At 34.1% G+C, this 20,812-nt stretch carries 17 protein-coding genes; 1 reads left to right on the top strand and 16 read right to left on the bottom strand.

Going from position 1 to position 20,812, the window contains the following annotated elements; genetic code table 11:
• Positions 1-25: 25 nt before the first annotated feature.
• Positions 26-1,063 (bottom strand): dTDP-glucose 4,6-dehydratase, encoded by a 1,038-nt coding sequence (rfbB, locus tag RM542_RS04740; protein ID WP_311384567.1) that lies wholly within the window; start codon positions 1,061-1,063, stop codon positions 26-28.
• Positions 1,064-1,273: 210 nt separating this feature from the next.
• Here rfbB and RM542_RS04735 point away from each other — a divergent pair, with 210 nt between their 5' ends.
• A complete protein-coding gene (locus tag RM542_RS04735) occupies positions 1,274-2,407 on the top strand; it encodes a hybrid sensor histidine kinase/response regulator (protein WP_311384566.1) in 1,134 nt (377 codons plus the stop codon).
• On the opposite strand, the gene RM542_RS04730 is transcribed toward RM542_RS04735, so the two are convergent.
• From RM542_RS04730 to RM542_RS04660, 15 genes are all read right to left on the bottom strand, one after another.
• Positions 2,404-3,615, bottom strand: coding sequence for a glycosyltransferase family 2 protein (locus RM542_RS04730; RefSeq protein ID WP_311384565.1), 1,212 nt, complete (start codon positions 3,613-3,615; stop codon positions 2,404-2,406). The genes RM542_RS04735 and RM542_RS04730 overlap by 4 nt on opposite strands.
• A gap of 11 nt (positions 3,616-3,626) precedes the next feature.
• Complete coding sequence (locus tag RM542_RS04725; RefSeq protein ID WP_311384564.1) at positions 3,627-4,265, bottom strand: acyltransferase; 639 nt, start codon at positions 4,263-4,265, stop codon at positions 3,627-3,629.
• Between the two features lie 10 nt (positions 4,266-4,275).
• Positions 4,276-5,481: a glycosyltransferase gene (locus tag RM542_RS04720; RefSeq protein WP_311384563.1), complete on the bottom strand. Its 1,206-nt coding sequence runs from the start codon at positions 5,479-5,481 to the stop codon at positions 4,276-4,278.
• Positions 5,478-6,641, bottom strand: coding sequence for a glycosyltransferase family 1 protein (locus RM542_RS04715; protein WP_311384562.1), 1,164 nt, complete (start codon positions 6,639-6,641; stop codon positions 5,478-5,480). Before RM542_RS04715 ends, RM542_RS04720 begins: the two co-directional genes overlap by 4 nt.
• A 10-nt stretch (positions 6,642-6,651) precedes the next feature.
• Complete coding sequence (locus RM542_RS04710; RefSeq protein ID WP_311384561.1) at positions 6,652-7,860, bottom strand: glycosyltransferase family 2 protein; 1,209 nt, start codon at positions 7,858-7,860, stop codon at positions 6,652-6,654.
• Between the two features lie 21 nt (positions 7,861-7,881).
• Complete coding sequence (locus RM542_RS04705; protein WP_311384560.1) at positions 7,882-8,850, bottom strand: UDP-glucuronic acid decarboxylase family protein; 969 nt, start codon at positions 8,848-8,850, stop codon at positions 7,882-7,884.
• A 21-nt stretch (positions 8,851-8,871) separates the two neighbouring features.
• The gene (locus RM542_RS04700) at positions 8,872-10,218 is read right to left on the bottom strand and encodes a UDP-glucose/GDP-mannose dehydrogenase family protein (protein ID WP_311384559.1); all 1,347 of its coding nucleotides are present in this window, start codon (positions 10,216-10,218) and stop codon (positions 8,872-8,874) included.
• Positions 10,219-10,324: 106 nt separating this feature from the next.
• The gene (locus RM542_RS04695) at positions 10,325-12,292 is read right to left on the bottom strand and encodes an LruC domain-containing protein (protein WP_311384558.1); all 1,968 of its coding nucleotides are present in this window, start codon (positions 12,290-12,292) and stop codon (positions 10,325-10,327) included.
• Between the two features lie 11 nt (positions 12,293-12,303).
• Positions 12,304-13,206: a glycosyltransferase family 2 protein gene (locus RM542_RS04690; RefSeq protein WP_311384557.1), complete on the bottom strand. Its 903-nt coding sequence runs from the start codon at positions 13,204-13,206 to the stop codon at positions 12,304-12,306.
• A gap of 10 nt (positions 13,207-13,216) precedes the next feature.
• Positions 13,217-14,716, bottom strand: a complete 1,500-nt coding sequence (locus tag RM542_RS04685) for an O-antigen ligase family protein (protein WP_311384556.1) — start codon at positions 14,714-14,716, stop codon at positions 13,217-13,219.
• On the bottom strand, positions 14,713-16,059 hold the full coding sequence (locus RM542_RS04680; RefSeq protein WP_311384555.1) for an oligosaccharide flippase family protein: 1,347 nt from the start codon (positions 16,057-16,059) through the stop codon (positions 14,713-14,715). Before RM542_RS04680 ends, RM542_RS04685 begins: the two co-directional genes overlap by 4 nt.
• Positions 16,059-18,290 (bottom strand): hypothetical protein, encoded by a 2,232-nt coding sequence (locus tag RM542_RS04675; RefSeq protein ID WP_311384554.1) that lies wholly within the window; start codon positions 18,288-18,290, stop codon positions 16,059-16,061. Before RM542_RS04675 ends, RM542_RS04680 begins: the two co-directional genes overlap by 1 nt.
• Before the next feature lie 2 nt (positions 18,291-18,292).
• Positions 18,293-19,033, bottom strand: a complete 741-nt coding sequence (locus RM542_RS04670; protein ID WP_311384553.1) for a TolC family protein — start codon at positions 19,031-19,033, stop codon at positions 18,293-18,295.
• A gap of 2 nt (positions 19,034-19,035) precedes the next feature.
• Complete coding sequence (locus tag RM542_RS04665; RefSeq protein WP_311384552.1) at positions 19,036-20,271, bottom strand: sugar transferase; 1,236 nt, start codon at positions 20,269-20,271, stop codon at positions 19,036-19,038.
• Position 20,272: 1 nt separating this feature from the next.
• Positions 20,273-20,638 carry a response regulator transcription factor gene (locus RM542_RS04660; protein ID WP_311384551.1) on the bottom strand — a complete coding sequence of 122 codons (366 nt, stop codon included), beginning with the start codon at positions 20,636-20,638 and terminating at the stop codon, positions 20,273-20,275.
• Between the last annotated feature and the right edge of the window lie 174 nt (positions 20,639-20,812).

Here is a 20,812-nt window from a genome sequence, read left to right as displayed (position 1 = left end):
TATAATGTTTATTTATAATTTCTTGTTATACAAATTTTGAATCGAGTTTAGAAACATATCTATTAAGATACCATTCTATCGTTTTTTCAATTCCAGTTTCAAAATTTTCATCTGCTTTCCAACCCAAATCATTTTCTATTTTTGTGGCATCAATTGCATATCTGAAGTCATGACCTGCTCTATCATTAACATAAGTGATTAAATCGTGATATGATTTTTTATCTTCCCGAGGACTTTTCTGGTCCAGCAAATCACATACCTTTTGAGCGATATATAGGTTATTACGCTCATTTCGCCCACCTATATTATAGGTTTCACCTGATACACCTTTGTCATAAGCTAGCAAGATCCCCTTACAATGATCTAACACATAAAGCCAGTCTCGAATATTAGAGCCATCACCATAAATAGGAATAGATTCTTTAGATAAAGCCTTTCTTATGATTGTCGGAATTAACTTTTCATCATGCTGTTTTGGTCCATAATTGTTGGAACAGTTAGTTGTTACTACATTCATACCAAACGTATGATAGTAACTTCTGACAATAAAATCGGAAGATGCTTTTGAAGCACTATAAGGACTATTAGGTGCATATGGCGTTGTTTCCATAAACAACCCTTCTTCACCTAAAGTGCCATATACTTCGTCAGTAGACACGTGATGAAAACGTGAATTCTTATAGGCTTCTTTGTAAATTCCAGGGCCAATCATCCAATGTTTTTTTGCCATATCAATAAGGTTAAAAGTACCAATGATATTGGTCTGCATAAAAGCATCAGGATTGGTTATTGAGTTATCTACATGAGATTCAGCTGCAAAGTGTATTACTCCCTGAAAATCAAATCTTTTAAAAAGCTCTTCCAATAATCCTCTATCACAAATATCTCCCTTAATAAAAGTATATCTTTCTTCAATTTTTAATTCCTTTAAATTTTCCAAATTACCCGCATAAGTCAAAGCATCAAGATTAACTAAATGCACCTCTTTATTCATTTCTAAAAAATAAGGAACAAAATTAGAACCAATAAAACCTGCTCCGCCGGTTACCAAAACGTGTGTCATACTATATAAAGTTTATTACTACTTATATTGTAAATATAATCCTACTTTAAAATTAGATTTAATTATTGTTGTGAAAGCGTGGTTTTAGGTTGTAGAATGCTATTCTTAATGCATTTAATCCAAGCCCAAACGCGAATAAAACAATATAAAGACAATACCTATTTTGCTTGAAAAGTTTTTCTTACTTTAGTTAAGACATAGTCTTTTAAAATGAACAACCAACCTGTAGATAAACCCTATGTTCTAGCTGTTGATGACGAACAGTTAAATATTGAACTACTAAAGTTTATACTTGAACGTAACGATTTTGAATATCAAGGCACCAATGATGACGACTACTTCTTCACATTGTTAGAAGAAAAACTTCCTGATCTCATTTTACTCGATGTTATCATGCCTAGAATAGACGGTTTTGAACTTTGTCAAAAGCTAAAGTCCTATTCAGAATATCGTAATATTCCAGTTATTTTTTTAACAGGAAAAGTAAACATAAAAGATAAAGTCAAAGGTTTTGAAGTTGGTGGTATTGATTATGTAACCAAACCATTTAATGAGCAAGAGCTTATAGCCAGAATTCAAACACATGTTGAATTAGTTAGGGCTAAAAACCAAATAGAAAAACAAGCTGAAAATCTTAGACAATCAAATATTCTAAAAGACAGAATGTTCTCTATTATCGGACATGATTTAAGATCTCCTTTGAGTGCTGCGAAGCTAAAAATGGACTTTATAATGCGGGGTATCATTGACCCAAAAGCAGATAATTTTATAGATGGCACAGTTTACGAACTTTTAAAAACAATGGATGAAGCTTTAAACCTACTTCAAAACTTATTGGGTTGGGCTAAATCAGAAAGTGACCAAATACAAATCATTCCTGAAAAATTAGATGTCCTAGATTTAGTAGAACAAACTTTTAGATTGTTAAAACTAGGTAGTGAACATAAGAAAATTGAACTTATTAATAATGTTCCGAAAGATAGCTGGGTATTTGCTGATATGAACACAGTTAAAACCGTTCTAAGAAACTTACTTTCAAATGCAATTAAATTCACACCTATTGAAGGTACTATCAAGGTTAATGGTTTATTCAACAATTCGCACTTAACTATTGAAATAGAAGATAACGGTCAAGGAATACCCCCTGAGGATATTAATAAAATTTTAAACCCTAATGAACATTTCAGCAAACTTGGCACAGAAAAAGAACCTGGCACAGGACTTGGTTTAATACTCTGCCAAAATTTCATTGAAAAAAATGGAGGCTCACTAAATATCCGGAGTGAAGTTGGAAAAGGAAGCGTTTTCTATTTCAACCTACCATTATATCAAGAAGAGGTTTAAGCAATCACTTCTGAAGCAGTTCCTCCTCTTTTAGCTCTTTCCCAATTAACGGATTGATTGCCTTTTAAATACCTACCAAAACCTAAGAAAACGGAAAGGTTCATAATGAAAAAATAGTATGGTATAAATAGAATTTTAAGTCGAATCTGTCTGTTTTCTAAAAACCATCCCAGTAATGAAGCGGCGTAAAAAAGTACTTGAGCCCAGAACAAAAGACTAAATACTCCGAATTCAAAAAGACCTTCGTTTTGCGCTAAAATAAAGTTTATTGGAATCAACAAAAGCAATAATAATGGCGTTAATGTCCAACGTAAAACACGATGCGAGATGTATTGAAATGATAAAGTACCATATTTAAAAAAGTTCAATAAGGGAGCAAGTCTAACAACTGATTGAATGCCTCCTGCAGATATTCTAATTTTTCTTTTCAACTCTTCTTTAACATTGGCAGAGGCATTTTCGATGGCATAGGCATCAGGATTATATTGAATTGTATTCCCTTTCATAGCAACTCTTAAGGAAATCATGAAATCGTCTAATAAGGTGTCTTTTTCAACCTCTTGCCATAACTCAGTTCTAATGGCGAAGAGTTCTCCGGCCGCACCAACTACGGAATACAATTCAGCGTCCCATTTTTTTAACTGAGATTCGTATTTCCAGTACATTCCTTCCCCAGCACCAGCAGCACTGTCGGCATCTTTTGAATAAATACGTTTTTCACCAGAAACACAACCCACCTTTGGGTTCCTAAAAAGTTTTACGATTTCTTTTATAGAATCTTTACCCAAGTTTGTATTACCATCTGAAAAAATCACAATGGGGGTTTTAACATGCTTCATTCCACGATTCATCGCTGCAATTTTTCCATTACGCGCTGACTCATGCAAAACAGAGACCTCCTTGTATTTTTTTAATAACTCAGGAGTTCCATCATCTGAACCATCAGTGACCCATAATTGAGTAACCTTTTCTTGCGGATAGTTTAAATTTTTAGAGTTGGATACTTTTTCTTCTAAATAGTCTTTTTCATTATAAGCCGCTACAAAAAGTGTCACATCTGGTTCATAATCTTCATTACCAGTAAATGGTTTGCCTAGACCAAATAATCGTCGAAGTTTGATAATACCAAACAATAAAATTCCATATCCTAAATAAGAATAAAAAATAATGAATAAGGCTACCCAAAAAATGATTTTTAACGACTCCATAGTATTATAATTTAAATCAAACTGGCTTCTTTTTTCTTAACAGCTTCCCATATTCCCGTGTTGTGATTAAATTGTTTGATGACCCTAGCAGGGTTACCAACAGCAACTGAGTATGGTGGAATATCTTTTGTAACAACACTACCTGCGCCAACCTGACAATTTCTTCCAATAGTCACCCCTGCTAAAACAACAGAATTAGCTCCTATATGAGCTTCATCTTCAATAATAGTCGGTCGAATATCTAAAGCTTGTTGACTTGAGTTTTTAGAACCGTCAGCATAACCATGATTAAAACCAGATACAAAAACATTTTGACCTAAACCTGAACCATGACCCATACTTACAGGACCTATAACCACACTGCCAATACCAACTCTAACCCTATCACCTAATAAAACATCACCCGAGCCATTATTGACGGTACAATAAGACTCGATTGTAGTTAGTTCTCCTACTTCAAATCTTTTCCACGGAAAAACATCGATACGACTATTTCTTCTAATGGTTGCCCCTTTACCTTTTTTGTGTTTCAATGGATTTAAAAAACACCTTACCCATAATCTAGGTCTCGGGTTTCTTTTTGGAGCAATTAACTTCAGTGCAAATTGCTTCAACTTAGGGTTCGATTTTATTTTATTGACAATACCCATAATTAAAAATTTAGGCAGATTGTTTAGTTACTTTTAAAATACAATTGTAAATCTCGTTGACATTGTTTTCCCAACTATGCGAAAGACCAAAAGCCTTCCTTTTAGCTTGTAATTCGGAGGAATCTTCTTTTAATGCTCTTTCAATTAATTCCACATAGTCTTCCGAAGTTTTACCTAAATAGGTATGCTCGGCAAAATACTCCATTGCTTTTGTTGCTGAAGCCACTGTAGGTTTTCCCATGGCTAAATATTCATCTATTTTTCTAGGATAATTTCCGATAGTTGCATCATTAATCAACTGAGGATTAATAGCTATATCAAATCCTTTAATATAGTTAGGCAGCTCCGAAGCATCCCTGCTTCCTAAAAAATATATATTATCAATTTCATGTAATTCTGAAGTGTTGAAAGCATCATCTTCAGGACCTACAAGAACAATATTCCAATCTGGTCTAGCTTTCGCTACATCTGCAATTATTTCAATACTCAATCTTCTACTACTTAAAAAACCTACGTAGCCGATTATTGGTCCTTCAAAATCTTTTAAATCTGTTGGAATCTCAATCTCCCTCAATTGATCATTAAACAGAGAGGTGTCGCAACCTTGACCTACCATATAAGAATGCTCTGTGAATTGTTTTCCATATTCGGTGTAGAGAGTAGAGTTATTAACTACACAATCAGCTTTTTGTATGAGCTTAGGCTCTAAACGAACGCCATTTTTTCGCCAATATGGATTCTTGGTTAAATAATCACGCATGTAATACACGTAAAACGAAGGATGTAGATATTCTTTAATGTGTTGCCCTAAAAACATTGAGCTATCATTAAAAATGATATAGTCTTTAAAACCTAATCTTTCAATGGCATCTGCCACATCTGTACAAAATCGTTTTGCGTTGATTTTATTTAATTTATCAAACAACCAACTGGCGTTTAAAAAGTTAGCTGACTCGGTAAGTGTTTTTGGATAAAGATTCCACATTGATTCATTTAATTGAATCAAATCATCTTTTAAGCCTTTTCTTATTTGTACTCGTTTTTTTATTTTTTGAGTTTGTCGTTCTCTATATTGTGAGACTCTATCCATCGGTGGATTCACGTAAAGTACTCGATTATTCTTAGCAAACTCAACAGCAATATTCTTACAATTACTGCCAATTTCAATATCCCAAGCTTGAATGCCCATTACTATAATATCTTTGCCTTTAATCATACCATTGACGTATTTAGTTCTTCATAAACATCTTCATAAAGTGCTAAAACATTTTCTGCCATTGCCTTCCATGAAAAATCTTTCGCTCGTGAAATACCTTTTTCTGATAAAACTTTTGCCAACATTTGATCTTCAACCAATGTCTGCATGGCATTAGAAATTTCTTTAGGTTTAAAAGGGTCAATAATCAAAGCTGTTCCTTCACCCGCAACCTCTGGCATTGATGATGTATTTGAAGTAATTACTGGCACACCACATGCCATGCCTTCTAAAATTGGAATTCCAAAACTTTCACGTAAAGAAGGGTACAAGAAAATAGTACACTGACTTATAATCGCAGGTAATTGCTCATTTGGAACATAACCTAAAAGATGAATTTGTTTTCTTAATTCAGGATGGCCAATGGAACCTAATATTCTTTGCAATTCGTTTTCATCATAATCTAACATCACCAATTGGTATTGATTAGGGTACTGCAAATTGAAATCTGCAAAAGCCCTCAAGGCACCAATCGTGTTTTTCTTTGGGTCGGTATTACCTAAAAAGAAGAAAAACTTTTCAGGAAGGTTAAACTTGGTGGTTATTGAAGAAAGTACTCTGCTATCCGTAACTTTTTTAAAATGCTCACCCACGCCATTGTATATAGCATGTAAACGATCATCTTTAAATCCAAAATACTTATTGATTCTGTTTTTTTCATAGTTAGAAACGGTAATAACTTTTTTGCTTTTTTTAATCACAGGTGGCACAAAATACCTACGATACATATTCCCAAGTTTCTGATACCAGGTACCATCTTTCTTAAAAATACTTATGCTTTCTAAGTAAATTATATCATGTAGTGTGGTTACAAGAGGAACTTTGCAAAATATTGGACCTGTATTACTAGTGCAATGCAACACATCACAGCCTTCGCGAAATGCTGCTTTTGGAAGTTCCCATTGCTCCCAACCTGGATAACCAAACTTTGAAGTTAATTCTACTATCTTGAAATTTGGAGCATCCGGAATACAAGTATTGTCTTCATCAGGTTTTACAAAAATGACATATTCATTGGTTTGGTCAATATTTTGTAGATTTTTGATGAGCTCTAAGGCTACCATATCCATACCGTGCTTCTTTTTTCTAAAGAGCCGTTGTCCTTCAATTCCTATTTTCATATTATAAATTTTACTGGCCACTAAGGGTACCGTGCTGGGTATGAATGAATTTTTTATTAGCTCCTTTTAACTTGAATAAGGATAAAAACATCAAAACAAATGCTTTAGGTAGTGTCAAAACCGCTTTCAAGGTTGATAAACTGTAGAACTTTCTTGGTATCGACAATGCGAACGCCAAAACAGTAATTGCAAATGTGATATACCAGTATTCAGAAGAAATAAAACTTGTAACATTTTCAAAAAAGATATCTATTAAAGCGTAAATACTTGTTAGTACAAACACAAGACCTAATAACAAAATTCTTGGCGGAGAAATCATTTGATAAACTTTATCAGCAAAATCAACATTGCCCTTAAAGATTAACTCTTTAATACCTGAAAGTACATATCTTCTAAAATATATAAACTGTGCTGAAAGCCATCTTTTACGCTGGTTAGAAAACACTTCAGATTTTTGAACTTTTTCATCTAAAACTAAAGCCTTATGCAAGTATTCAATCTTAGTTTTATCTCTTAATAGTTTCAATTCCAGTTCTTTATCAAAACCTCCTACAGCATTTACATTAGCCATTGTAGACTTAAAAAAATGATAGTCAAAAGCCATTCCTGAACCTATTAAAGCCGATGAAAGGCCTAATACTCTGTGTCCTTTTCTAAAAATATGATTATTTACCTCTTCACTTATAGCGTCAAGTATTGCGAATGCAGTATTCGTATTTTTCGCCATACGGTGGCCTTGAACTACCTTATAACCTTTATTAAAAGCATCATTAATTCGCTCAATAAAATCAAACTCCATAATATTATCCGCGTCAAGAACAAGAGCAACATGGTACTGATCACCAATTATATCCATCGCTTTATTTAAGGCCTTGGATTTAGTGCTTTTTTCAAAGGATACCTCAACCAATTCTATGGGAAGTTTACGAAGCTTATTTAAGGTGTTCTCTTGAAATGAATCTGCTATAATGACAACATCAAAAAGTTCTTCGGCATAACTTTGTTCTAAAGCTCTTCTTGCCACCTCAACGATAACATTATCTTCCTTATAACCAGGAATCAATACAGCAAATTTTCGCTGTTTATTAATAATTACTTTTTTCTTTTTTGCCTTGAATATACCGGCAAAAGCAAATAGAAAAATATAAATGGATGCAAATCCGAAATAACCTATGAGTACTATTTCAATTGTATTGATTATGACCTTAAATGCATCCATTCTAACTCGATTAAAATTAAATTAAGAGTTCACCAATTGTTGAATTGATTTATCTTGAAGTGTACTATCGAAGTACTTAATGGTTTTTTCTAAACCTGTTCTTAAATCAACACTTGGCGTCCATTCACTTAGCTTTTCTTTTGCTAGTGTAATATCTGGCTTGCGTTGCATAGGGTCATCAGAAGGTAAAGGCAGATGAATGATTTTTGATTTTGAACCCGTCAAATCAATAATATTTTCAGCCAATTCCAGCATAGTGAATTCACCCGGATTTCCAATATTAATTGGCCCAATGAAATCATCTTCTGTATCCATCATTTTAATCATTCCATCAACTAAATCGCTTACATATTGAAAGCTTCTAGTTTGAGTACCATCACCAAAGACGGTAATATCTTGCCCTTGTAAGGCTTGCATGATAAAATTTGAAACTACTCTACCGTCATCCGGCTCCATTCTTGGACCATATGTATTAAAAATTCTAATGATTTTTACTAATACATCATTTGACTGATTATAATTTACAAAGAGCGATTCGGCACATCTTTTCCCTTCATCGTAACAAGAACGAATACCAATTGGATTAACATGACCCCAATAATTTTCTGGTTGTGGATGTACTTCTGGATCACCATAAACCTCACTAGTTGAAGCTTGTAAAATCTTGGCGTTAATACGTTTAGCGAGGCCTAACATATTAATTGCACCTAAAACGGAAGTTTTAATAGTTTTTATTGGGTTATGTTGATAGTGAACCGGTGAAGCCGGACAAGCTAGATTATAAATCTCGTCAACTTCAATAAAATATGGCAAAGTGACATCATGCCTAATCAGTTCAAAGTAGGGGTTATCCATTAAATGGACAATCTTGCTCTTACGCCCAGTAAAATAATTATCCATACAAACAACTTCATTTCCTTCTTTTAGAAGACGTTCACATAAATGTGAACCAACAAAGCCTGCACCTCCTGTAACTAAAATTCTTTTCATCTTTTTACTTTCAAAAATTGATTAAACCTCTACTGATTCTTCTGCTTTAATTGCAGCACGTCCTATGCTATAGTAATTGAAACCTATTTCTTCCATTTCTTCCGGATCGTATACGTTTCTTCCATCAAAAATTGTCTGCTCATTCATCAACTTCTGTAGTATTCTAAAATTCGGCATTCTAAATTCAGACCATTCCGTAACAACAATTAGTGCATCTGCGTCAATAGCCACGTCATATTCATCTTTAGCATATTCAATTGAATTACCCAATATTCGTTCTGCTTCTTCCATAGCTACAGGATCATAAGCACGAATATTTGCGCCCATTGCTTTTAACTGTTCTATGATTACTAAAGAAGGAGCCTCTCTCATATCATCTGTTTTTGGCTTAAATGCTAAGCCCCACATTCCAAATTGTTTTCCTTTTAGATTTTCACCAAAATGCTTTTTGATTTTTTCAACTAAAGTTGTTTTTTGTCTGTAATTAACAGCTTCAACTGCTTTAAGAACTTCTAAAGAATGTCCATATTCATCTGCAGTTCTAACTAATGCTTGTACATCTTTTGGGAAACAACTACCTCCATACCCGGTACCAGGGTAAATAAACTTATTCCCAATTCTAGTATCTGAACCAATACCCTTACGAACTAAGTCTACGTTAGCGCCAACTAATTCACATAAATTGGCAATATCATTCATAAAACTAATCTTAGTAGCCAACATAGAGTTAGCTGCATATTTGGTCATCTCAGAAGAGAAAATGTCCATAAATAATAGTGGGTGACCGTTCATCAAGAAAGGCTTATAGAGTCTATTCATTACTTTCTCAGCACGCTTACTTTCAATACCTACCACAATACGATCTGGTTTCAAGAAATCATCAACAGCACTTCCTTCTTTTAAAAATTCTGGATTTGATGCAACATCAAATGGTATACGTACACCTCTACTTACTAACTCTTCTTCAACAGCAGCTTTTACCTTAAAAGAGGTTCCAACTGGCACTGTACTCTTAGTAATAATTACTTTGTAATCTTCCATATGTTGACCTATTTCACGAGCAACACCAAGTACATACTTTAAATCAGCACTACCATCTTCATCAGGAGGAGTACCAACTGCAATAAACACAGCATCACAATCTTTAATTGCCTTTTGCAAACTTGTTGTGAAAGAAATTCTACCTTTATCAATGTTACGTTCTAAAAGCGCATCAAGGCCTGGTTCATAAATAGGAACTTCTCCATTACGAAGCATATCTACTTTCTTTTTATCAATATCAACGCAGGTAACGTTTATTCCCGTTTCTGCAAAACAAGTGCCGGTTACCAAACCAACATACCCTGTACCAATTACTGCAATATTCATTTATTAAGTTTTTTCGTTATTTATTTGTAAATATTATCTTACATTAACTAGATTAAAAAATTATGTTGTGAAACGTAATTTAAACGTTGTAAATACGTAATTAGAGTTATTGGGCATACCAATCTAGATCTTGAGTACCACCTGAATTAGCCCAGTTTACAAACCGCGGGTATTGTAAAATAATAGGAACACTTTCTGGTGGAGTTTGAAAACCTTCGTAAATATTTAAAGCCCATGGCAGATTTGTACTCGTCTTATAATAACGGCCTATTGATGCGTCACTGAAATCATCTTGTGTCCCTAAGTAATCTGCTTTACTTGTAGGTGGTAAATCTGGTAAATGTATTTCTTTAGCTCTATCTTGATTTGCAATTAAAAAAGCATTGAAAGGTACCTCACCAAGAATTTCAGCATCTACAGGCGTTGAAAAGTCTATCGTGAGATTAATAGTATCTCCTAATAAGTCAAAACAATCACCTGCCACAATTATGACAGTTTCGTCAGAGTTAGTTCCGGTCTCGGTTCCATTCGCCGCAATGGTTTCATAATTACCATTAATGACCTGACCTTCAATACCACTAATATTACTCGGGTTAATTGGAAAAGTGAAAGCAAAACCATTGTGTAATGCCCCTCCAATATTCTCTATGGTAAATGAAGCATCAATTGATGTTACCAAATTATTGCTATTAGCTATAAGATTAAAAGAATATTCGACAGCTAAATCATTAAAATCATAATCGCCTTGACTAGGCCATAAATCCTCATAAACTAATTTACCGGTAGAATTCACAGACGGTAAAAAATTATTAAATGCTTTATTTGGATCAAATGGAAAATCATCTAATTCATCGTTTATGCCATCTCCATCAGCATCATTGGCTACCTCTATTTCGGCAAAGTCGCCAACCTGAATTGCATCTGGTGGATTTGCTCTAGCATAAAATACCGCATCATTAAAATCATCATCTGTTGCGACATCTCTTCTTAAATCTTCGAATCCAAGTAATGTCAATTCTCGTGCCTCATCATAAAGCAGTACCATATGATTACGGGTAGCTTCAGTTGATTCAGGATTAAAATCTGGGTTAGAGTAATAAACTCCATTACCATCATTGACACCACTACCAAACCAACCATTTGCTGCTAAAAACCATGAAATAACCGTATTTTCAGGAAACCTTCCTAGATAAACTCTATCACCAGAAATCAAACCTCCTCCTGAGCCAGAAAATGAAACGTTTGGAAAAATCACACGATGCTCAACGATGTCATTGACCGTTGCTGGTTCATTACCCAAAGTATATGAATAATACCCCAATACATTGCGATAACCTGCCCCTTCAGAAACAAAAGTTACCCATACATCGGCCTCTTCGGTTATAATTAAACTTGTTTCTTTACCTGCTAAAAATTCAGGATTTGAAGATGGAATTCCACCAGGAACATTTTCGGGTAGAGAAGCATTTATATCGTCTAATAAATTTTGTTGAATTACATCGGCAAATGCTAAGTTATCTGGTACACCTTGCGCATTAAAAGTATCAATAAAAGTATAATCGGCCTTTCCTTGTTGTGAAATATAAGTTCGCAGCGGTCTTTCAACACCCTTTCCGGCAGTACCACTACGCTCATAAAACTGATTGTAATCAAAAACAACTTCCTCTGAATCCACCTTTAAACGAACATCATCAATAAGACCAATATAATTTGTGAATATCAAAAGACTATCTAATCTTGAAGACACTGTTAATTGCTTTTCAAAATGACCTTGGTCATTAAATGTTCCGCTGCCAATAGATAGGCTATCTTGAGTTCCAACTTTTGAGTAAATAGAAAAAGTGGCTCCTTTTAAAAATTCAGGAGCATCTAACACCAAGTTTATGTTTTTACTAGTTGGATACTCAAATGACGTTGAAACGTTTAAAACTGATAACGGGTCATCAATAATTTCATCATCATCTGTAATTACCATCTCATCATCAACTATAGGTTGATCTAAATCTTTCTCACTTACACAAGAAAAAAAGAAAAGAGATATTAAAATTAATTTAAAAAAATGTTGATTTTTCATGGGGACTGTGGTTAAGAATGAACTATTTTGTGATGAGTTATATTCCATAAAATTGCTCGCCAAAAAGCCTTCAAATGCTTAAACTGTCTTTTTACAATGAAGGTTATTGTATTCTTAGGAATGGAGATAATTGTTTGAAATAACAAACTCACAAACAAATGGGCAGGCTGAAAATTACGTCTAGCATAAACGATTCGATTACGAGCAATGTAATACGTTTTTAAAGGGCTAGACTTTCCTGTTGAAAGGGACTCTTTATGTAAAATATATGATTTTGGTTGATAGTATACTTTGTAACCTTTGCGTTTTATGGCTTGGGCCCAATCATGCTCTTCGTAATAGAGAAAATAAACTTCAGTCATCATGCCTACCTTTTCTAAAACATGACGAGGAACCATCATTGCAGCACCATGAATTGATTCAGTCTCTGTAGGTTCATCGTAATCACCATTATCTTTTTGATGATAGCCAATACTGTTATTTCTGATAGTCCAGTGGTTCATTGGAGTATAGCCAGCATATTGTATTAATGATGGATCCCAATGGAATTTAATTTTAGGGCTAACCATACCAATAGTTGCATCACTTGCCAAGGTTTGAACCAATGGTTGAATGAAATTTTCTGGTACAATAGTATCATTGTTAATAAAAAGCAAGTATTCACCTTGAGCTACTTTTACTCCCAAGTTATTACCACCTGCAAACCCTAAATTTTCTTCACTTTTAATTAAGTTGACCTCAGGGTACTGTTCTTTTATAATATCCGGATTATCATTAGGGGAAGCATTATCAACAACAATAATTTCAATATTATCATACGACAAATTCCTTAATGAATCGAGCATATCTAAAGTGACACTAGACTCATTATAATTAATGGTTATTATAGAAACCAATGGGTTATTTGTTTTCATAATTCTGTTTTTAAGCCGGACTTAGGTTTCTAATTTGTTTTAATTCTCTTTCGGTTACCTTTTTAGCTTTTTCAGCAATGATTTTTTTATCCATTTTTGGAGCAATGAACATGAATACCATACCTGTGTACATTAAAATACAAGTAGGAAATTGTCCAAAAACACCATTACCATATGATGCACCCATAATACCGAACATGCCGCAAACCAATGCGGCTATTTGCCCTTTTAGCCAAGGGTCCTTTATTTTAAACATCACATTATAAGCCCCGGTTATCAATACGAAGAATAAAATAAAGAGATGTAAATAGAGACCAACAATACCCGTATCCGCCCAAATAGCAACAAACCAACTATCAGTAGCCGTATTTGCTAAAAATGTATTTGGTGTAAATCTTTGTCCCCAGTTACCGGTTGAGCCTATTCCACCACCAAAAGGTCTAGAAGCTAAATAGGTTGATAATTTTCTTTGATTTGCTAAACGAACTTGTAATGAGGCATCATTAGGATCAAATGCCGTTCTCATTCTTCTAACTTGTGCATTATTATTCATTATAGTGGTATGTGCAAAAAACACATATACTCCTATACCCATAATCGCGCCGGCAACCAGAATTGGAATGTTTTTTCTTAAAATCAAAAACATAATACCACCCGCAGCAGGAACCGCAATGGCACCTCGTGTTCCAGAAATTAACATACCATATAATCCTGCTAACGAAACAACAATGCAGAAAATTCGAAACTTCTTACTTTTTGCAAAAAGTGCCAATACACCGAATACAACTCCTGCATGACCTTGTGAGGCTCCAAACTGTCCCGCATCAGAATAAAAAGAAAATATGCGGAGTTTTCCAAAAAGCACATGTGTTAATGCCCCACCATTGTCCAACCATTTTTGTTCAAAAGGGTCTACACCAAAAAACAACTGTTGACAACCTTTTAAGGTTCCAAAAAAGGACATTAATCCCCAAATAATCAGAAAGAACTTTAGGTCTTTAGGTTTATTAAAAATGATAAATAGTAAAGGAACAATCATCCATTGGTAAAGGGCTAAGCCACGCATAGCGTAAAACCAAGCTGCAAAACTTGCAGCTTCCGGATTGACAGCCTGAAACAAAGCGTAACCAAACCAAATAGTTACAAGAAGACTAAGTTGTGATTTTGCTCTACTCCAAGGTATTTTTATTTTAAAAGCCTTAAAGAAAAGCGCTAAATACATTAGAAACAGAAGACCATCAATCAGCAATCCCCAGGTCATAGGTACATATCGTCCAAGACCTAAAATTGTGAAATTGAGTACAAAAATGGTCATTATTCCAATTTTCGGCTTTGCAAACAATACGCCCAAATAGACAATAGCAATAGGTAAAATGATAATAGCTAAACCTACAATCAATCCTTTTGTTGCTGTTAAATGCGCACAGGCAATTGTCAATGAAAGAAGAATTGCAATTGGCAATGGTTCCTTTAAATAATCCGTGCCATATGTTTTATGAAATGGATTCATCGACCGATATAAGTATTTAAGTTTTTGAAAAAGAAAATACCCTCAGGTAAAATTTGTTTCGATTGTATTTGAATCTCTTTTCGTAGAAAATAAAAACCTAAGAAAATTCCTAAAAGGGTAAAAAGAACAGTACCTAAAGCAACCATAACGAGGCTTTCAAAGACAAATACCGCTAAAACATCTATCAAGACATTGGCGATAGTCATAAAAATGACCTTATATAAGTTCAGTTTTGGCCTATTAATACTATCCAACAAAACACCCGTGAAACGGTCAATAGGTAGTAATAACGTATATACTGTGAACACCCTAAAAACGAGGGTTAATAAAGGCAAAGAATCTGCATAAGCATCGCCACCTAAAATTAATATCAAGTATTCTGCAAAGACAAAACAAAAAATAGCCACCGGTATAAACAATAAGGTTATTGCTCCAGAATAGGCGTAAAAGATTTTACGAACTCCATCCAAATCTCCAGCAATGGCTTTTTTAGACATTCGGGGATAGGCAGTCATTGTAAAGCTTCTAAGCGGGATGCCTAACAAATCGGTTAATTTTAAAGGGATAGCGTACATTGCGATTCCGGCAGAACCCAAAATAGGGCTTAATCCTATTATTAACGTATCGGCACTTTTAAGAAGACTTGACCCTATTAAGGTTCCCATAGAGTATTTACCAAAATTGATAAGTTCTTTTTCTATGTTTTTATCAGCATGTTTTAGAAAGACTAAACCATCCCACTTTTTTATAGTACACCAAAGGCTAGAAATTAAATTAACGGCAAGGTTGACCAAAACAATTTCTAAAAGCCCAAGATTAAACCAAAGTCCATTACCTATTAAAAACACGACAAAAAGACCAATGTTCGCAAACCTTACATGCATCATACGATTGAAATTTTGCTGCGCTTGAAAAAGAGCAGAAGCCGTATTCCAGCCCAAATTGCATAACGCTAATACCGGATACCAAGTTAGAAATAGTTGGTATCCTTGGTTTATGCTCACATTACTAAAGTTCAAAACACCAAGAACTGTCCAACAAAACAAACCAATTAATCCTAAGAGGATGAGATTTATTCTATAGGAAGATCCTAATAAGTTTTTAAAACGATTCTTATCCGCCCCTGCTAATAATCGGACTACTGATGTTCTCGTCAGACCAAACCTTAATAAATCAACAAACGTTGCAAGGGTTATAAAAAGAACCCAATCTCCAAATAGTTCTTTACTCAATTGGCGAGTTAACAACATGAAGCTCAAAAGACCTAAAAAAGCAATAACTACGTTCGTTAATAATGACGAGATATTCTTTTCTTTCCCAATATTTTTAAGTTTTTGAATCATTAGGCAACAGATTTTTTAGTGAAGAACCTAAATTGCACTACCTTCTTAATCCATCGTCTAATAATTGATCGCTTCTTAGGTATATCTCCCACAACTGTTTCCATTTCGAGTACCTTAACTCCATTCAAAATAATTGAGGGTTCTGGTCCAGTGGTCGCTTCGTTAAATAAAGTCAAGGCGTTTTTATCTGCTTCACCCCACGCCCTATTTGCTCTTGTAACTAAAAAGGTAAAGTCCATCGTTGCCGCTAATTTTACTGGGAACGGGTTTTTAATGATACTTGGTAATTCTAGAATGATAAAGTCATAAAAACTGAAGTCTTTTATAGAACCCGTTTCATCAAACTCTTCAACCTTAGATATTTTATAAAGTTGGTCACTTACCTGATACTGAAGTTTTTGATAACAGGGTTCTTGTAACTCTAAGTCAAAAGAATCGTAAGTAACATGCAGTGTTTTATAATCTAACTCACAAAGTTTTGTAATCAAATGTTTGCATATAAATGTTTTTCCCTCTTCATCTTGAGTAGAAAAGAACATGTTCACAACAGGCATTTTGCCTTTTTCTTTCTTAAACTGATTTAAAATAATGTTTCGAGAAATCGCATTAACTGCCTTGTTGGTTAAATAATCAAAATCAATTTTTTTGCTATTCTCATTGATAACAGGAAATATGGAGGAGACTTTCAAATCAATCTTGTCTTCTGCCCTTGCAGCTGTATTTAAATTACCATCTAAAAATTCAAGAATCAGCACAGTAAAAGTCACAAGAATAAAACCGGCCATGCCAGCTACGATGACCAAAATCATGCGTTTACTAGGTTTTGGATTTATAGGGAAGAAAGGAACTTCTATTAATTTTAAATTTGATTTTAATTCAACATTTTGTTGTCTTAGTTTGGCTAAACCAAGACTATGTAAAAGGCTTAAATATTCGCGCTCTGCAATATCAATCTTTCTTTCAAGTCTTTTCATTGTAGCACCTAAAGGGGAGAAAACCTGATATAATTTTTCAAATTCTAGGCGCTTTTGATCCATTACTTTTAATTGCGCTTTGGTACTTTCAAAAAGTATGGTGTTTTCTAACCAATCAGTTAAAATATCAGTTGAGGCTAAGGTTTTTTCATCATAATCTGTTGAGTATAAATCATTCACCCTGGTTCCTAAACTTTCCTTTAGTACTAACCCTCTTTTTTCAAGGGCAACGACATCCTTAGCATTTTGTAGTCTCTTTACCGAATCTGTTTCAATACCTAGAGATTTCATTGATATTTCGAAATTCACATCGGCCAATTCATTTCTCAATGTCATAATCTCCTCACTTGAAAGTCTCTTTTTTTCATGAGACTCAAGTTTAGATTCTAAAGTGTTTAATACAGCTTTGGCTCCATAATGCTTGATATGAACTTTTTGATATTCTAGTTCAAAGTGCTCCTTTTCTGAAGCTATATGCTTTGTCTGTTCATAGTAGTTGATGATATTATGAGTTCTATTGAAATCAAGAAGCTCATCTTCAGCAGAACGTAAATGCTTGGTAGAGGTATTCAATTGCCCTTGAAAATACTTTACAACGGCATCAGATTGGTTAACTTTTATCTCTGCATTTAATTTGACAAAAACTTCAGCCAAAATCAATAATGTATTTTGACAAATAGCAGGATCTTCTGATTCAAATTCAATATCCACAAAATCACTACTCAATATTCTACGAACACTAATACGTCCAATAATTTTTTCTATACTATAATCTGGATGCTTCAGATTTATAAGCTCGTAAATAAAATTGGTATGATTAGAATTCTTTAGTTTTTCAAAATTTTCGAAGGTTTTACCAACATCACCTTTAACAGCTAATTTTTTAACCTCATCCGGAACAATTTCCATTAAGGCATCATATTTTTCTCTTGAGATTACTTTTGTGTTCACACTATCTAATGACATGTGTTGTGCAAACAATTTTAGGCCAACCGTTTCAATTGTAGTTCGAGCCTTAATAAGATTTAATAGGTTATCGTAAGCAGTATTTGTAGCTCTAAAGTCTAGTTTTGTGTTATCTAATTCAATTGTTGACCCAGAAGCAATACCAGTATAAACTCGAGCCTTTGAATTGAAAACTTTGGGCTGATCTTGGGTAAGAAAAAACACTAATGATGCCAAAATAATTGGCACCAAAATTAATAGGGCAATATGCCTTAATAGTAATCGAACAAAAAATAGAAGATTGAACTTCATACTTAAAACTCTATTTTGATACCCACTGTTCCTTCTAAAGATTTCAGGGCTATTAAAAATTCTGAACGTTGGGCCTCAAAAGAACTGATGGACTGATTCAACATCTGCTGCAACCTTGTATATTCTGTAACATTTATCACTCCATTTGCGAAGTCTTTATCCGCTCTAACAGATTGTACTTTGTATGATTCAACAATTGAATTTGAAATAAAGAACAAACGGTGCGCTTTTATCAAATCATTATACTGTCGGACAATAAGTTGTTCTAATTCCCATTCAGCAAATTCTTTTTGATATTTAGATTTATCAGCCTCAGCTTTGGCATTCTTAATTTCTCTCCCTCTATTAAATACTGCAGAAAGTGGTAATTTGATAGAGGCACCAACAACATATCTACTTTGTTCGGTTGAAAAAAGCGTCTGACTACCGGGGTCACCAGCTATTTGTTCATTACTAAGATTGTCAAAAATTCCGTAGTTGTAACCTGCATCGAGGTTAATATTATTTAACCAAGCCTTCTTCGCTAGATCTATTTGACCATCCCAATATTCATAATCTGAATCGAAAAATTTCAGCCTAGGAGAATTGTGTTTTGCAATTGTTATTAAAGTATCTAACTGAGGAAGTCGCTGAGATATATCATTTTCTTCAAGACCACGATTTACAAAATCATTTATGGTTTGGGCATGAGAAGAAAACGCGATAAAAATAAGCGCTAAAACTAGTATTCCTTTCTTTATCATTACTATACATTCTCCTTTTGAAATACAGCTTTGAAAGTTCTCAAGATGATCCACATATCTATCATGAAGGCATATTTGCTGTTGGCATATTCCACATATTTCACATCAAGTTGTTTTCTTTCTTCAGTTGACATTTTTGAACTTCTTCCACGTGCCTCAACTTGCCATAAACCAGTAATACCTGCAGGCCCATTAAAACGCTCTGTCCACTCATCTGTGGTCAACATTTCGGCTTCGTAAAGAGGTAACGGTCTATTACCAACAATTGACATATCACCTTTTAAGACATTAATTAACTGCGGTAGTTCATCAATACTTAGCTTTCTAATAATTTGACCTACTTTAGTGATTCTTGGATCGTTATCAAATTTTACAAAAGCACTTTTAGCACTTTCTTTTCTTTTTTGATTGTGTAATACCTCATCAACTTCCGTATCATCACCTATAAGCATTGTATTAGTTGTATTCGTAACTTCTTTTGCCGAAGTAGTCTCCGAGACTTCATCGGTTTCCTCTTCGTGACCATATTGATTAAGATGTTCAAACTCTTTTAAACGCTTATCAGCATCAGGGTACATTGAACGCAGCTTGAGAAAGTTGAATATTTTATAGCCCGTACCTACACGTTTTGAGATATAATAAACCTTACCCTTAGATTCTAATCGAATTGCAAGAACAACCAAAATGAGAAATGGTGCGGCTACTAATAAAACAGAACCTGCTAATAATACATCGAAGGCTCTTTTAAAAAAGCCAATTTTATATTTTTGGGTTTTCTCTGTATGAGTTTGTATTTTTTGTTTTCTTAAGTTCGTTTTAAGCTCTTTAAGAAAATTTACTCGTTCAAGAAGACGAGAAAAATCTACTGGATGAACGAAGAAGTCATCAAAACCTCTGTCCATGGCCAATTGCTTTTCTTGTTTACTCATTTGATTTCCTAATAATAAGAATGGAATTTTATTAGAAGGGTCAAACGTTTTATTGACATAGCTTTTAAATTCAAGTAAATCAGCTTCCGATAAACTAAATTCGCATAAAATCGCGTCTATATTTTCTGAAGTACCGTGCCATTTACCGTGATGATATTCTCCTTGATTATGAAGCCATTTCAAAGCATGAGAAACTGTCTCAGCATTATATACCTCTACTAAATCTGAATCACGATGAAACTCCTCAACTAAGCGTTGATTCGTACCTATATATAGTATTTGTGTTTTTTGTTGGGTTATAACTTCCATTCTAACTTCGAATTAAAAGTTTATCAACCCTAATTAAAAGTTCTTCCGGGTTAAAAGGTTTTACCATATAATCATCAGCTCCCAATCGCAAGCATTCCACCCTATCGGCAGAACTATCTCTGCAACTCAGCACGATAATTGGAATATCTGAAAAAAGCCCTGTTTCTTTAACTCTTTTAATTAATTCAAACCCATCCATTTCTGGCATCTCTAGATCTGTAATAATCAAATCAGGCATATTTCCTTCTTGTAACCAAGTTATGGCTGCAAGTCCGTTATCCATTGTATCAACCTGGTAAGATTGTCCCAAAAATTGCGCTACCAACTCGCTTAAAGACTGTTTATCATCAACTACTAAGATTTTCATTTTGTAAGATTTTTTGTACTTATTATAACGAAATGTAGTACTTATATTACTTTTTATAAATTCAATGTTGTAAAACCACGAGTATCCGTGGTAAGCTTATTGAATACGTATGTTGGACCTGTATATAAGACTAAAAACGAAATCACTTTTAAAAGAATTCTAACTCGTATTAAT

The organism is Croceitalea sp. P059 (assembly GCF_031846365.1).
GTDB lineage: Bacteria > Bacteroidota > Bacteroidia > Flavobacteriales > Flavobacteriaceae > Croceitalea > Croceitalea vernalis.
Note: the sequence above shows the minus strand (reverse complement) of the source record. Positions and strands in the feature narration are given on the sequence as shown.

Bases quoted from the DNA above. Each gene is read 5' to 3' on its own strand.
- RM542_RS04705 (WP_311384560.1), bottom strand. From the start codon at position 8,850: ATGAAAAGAATTTTAGTTACAGGAGGTGCAGGCTTTGTTGGTTCACAT.
- RM542_RS04675 (WP_311384554.1), bottom strand. From the start codon at position 18,290: ATGAAGTTCAATCTTCTATTTTTTGTTCGATTACTATTAAGGCATATT.
- RM542_RS04695 (WP_311384558.1), bottom strand. From the start codon at position 12,292: ATGAAAAATCAACATTTTTTTAAATTAATTTTAATATCTCTTTTCTTT.
- RM542_RS04720 (WP_311384563.1), bottom strand. From the start codon at position 5,481: ATGATTAAAGGCAAAGATATTATAGTAATGGGCATTCAAGCTTGGGAT.
- RM542_RS04710 (WP_311384561.1), bottom strand. From the start codon at position 7,860: ATGGATGCATTTAAGGTCATAATCAATACAATTGAAATAGTACTCATA.
- RM542_RS04735 (WP_311384566.1), top strand. From the start codon at position 1,274: ATGAACAACCAACCTGTAGATAAACCCTATGTTCTAGCTGTTGATGAC.
- RM542_RS04730 (WP_311384565.1), bottom strand. From the start codon at position 3,615: ATGGAGTCGTTAAAAATCATTTTTTGGGTAGCCTTATTCATTATTTTT.
- RM542_RS04680 (WP_311384555.1), bottom strand. From the start codon at position 16,059: ATGATTCAAAAACTTAAAAATATTGGGAAAGAAAAGAATATCTCGTCA.
- RM542_RS04690 (WP_311384557.1), bottom strand. From the start codon at position 13,206: ATGAAAACAAATAACCCATTGGTTTCTATAATAACCATTAATTATAAT.
- RM542_RS04660 (WP_311384551.1), bottom strand. From the start codon at position 20,638: ATGAAAATCTTAGTAGTTGATGATAAACAGTCTTTAAGCGAGTTGGTA.
- RM542_RS04670 (WP_311384553.1), bottom strand. From the start codon at position 19,033: ATGATAAAGAAAGGAATACTAGTTTTAGCGCTTATTTTTATCGCGTTT.
- RM542_RS04685 (WP_311384556.1), bottom strand. From the start codon at position 14,716: ATGAATCCATTTCATAAAACATATGGCACGGATTATTTAAAGGAACCA.
- RM542_RS04665 (WP_311384552.1), bottom strand. From the start codon at position 20,271: ATGGAAGTTATAACCCAACAAAAAACACAAATACTATATATAGGTACG.
- RM542_RS04715 (WP_311384562.1), bottom strand. From the start codon at position 6,641: ATGAAAATAGGAATTGAAGGACAACGGCTCTTTAGAAAAAAGAAGCAC.
- RM542_RS04700 (WP_311384559.1), bottom strand. From the start codon at position 10,218: ATGAATATTGCAGTAATTGGTACAGGGTATGTTGGTTTGGTAACCGGC.
- RM542_RS04725 (WP_311384564.1), bottom strand. From the start codon at position 4,265: ATGGGTATTGTCAATAAAATAAAATCGAACCCTAAGTTGAAGCAATTT.
- rfbB (WP_311384567.1), bottom strand. From the start codon at position 1,063: ATGACACACGTTTTGGTAACCGGCGGAGCAGGTTTTATTGGTTCTAAT.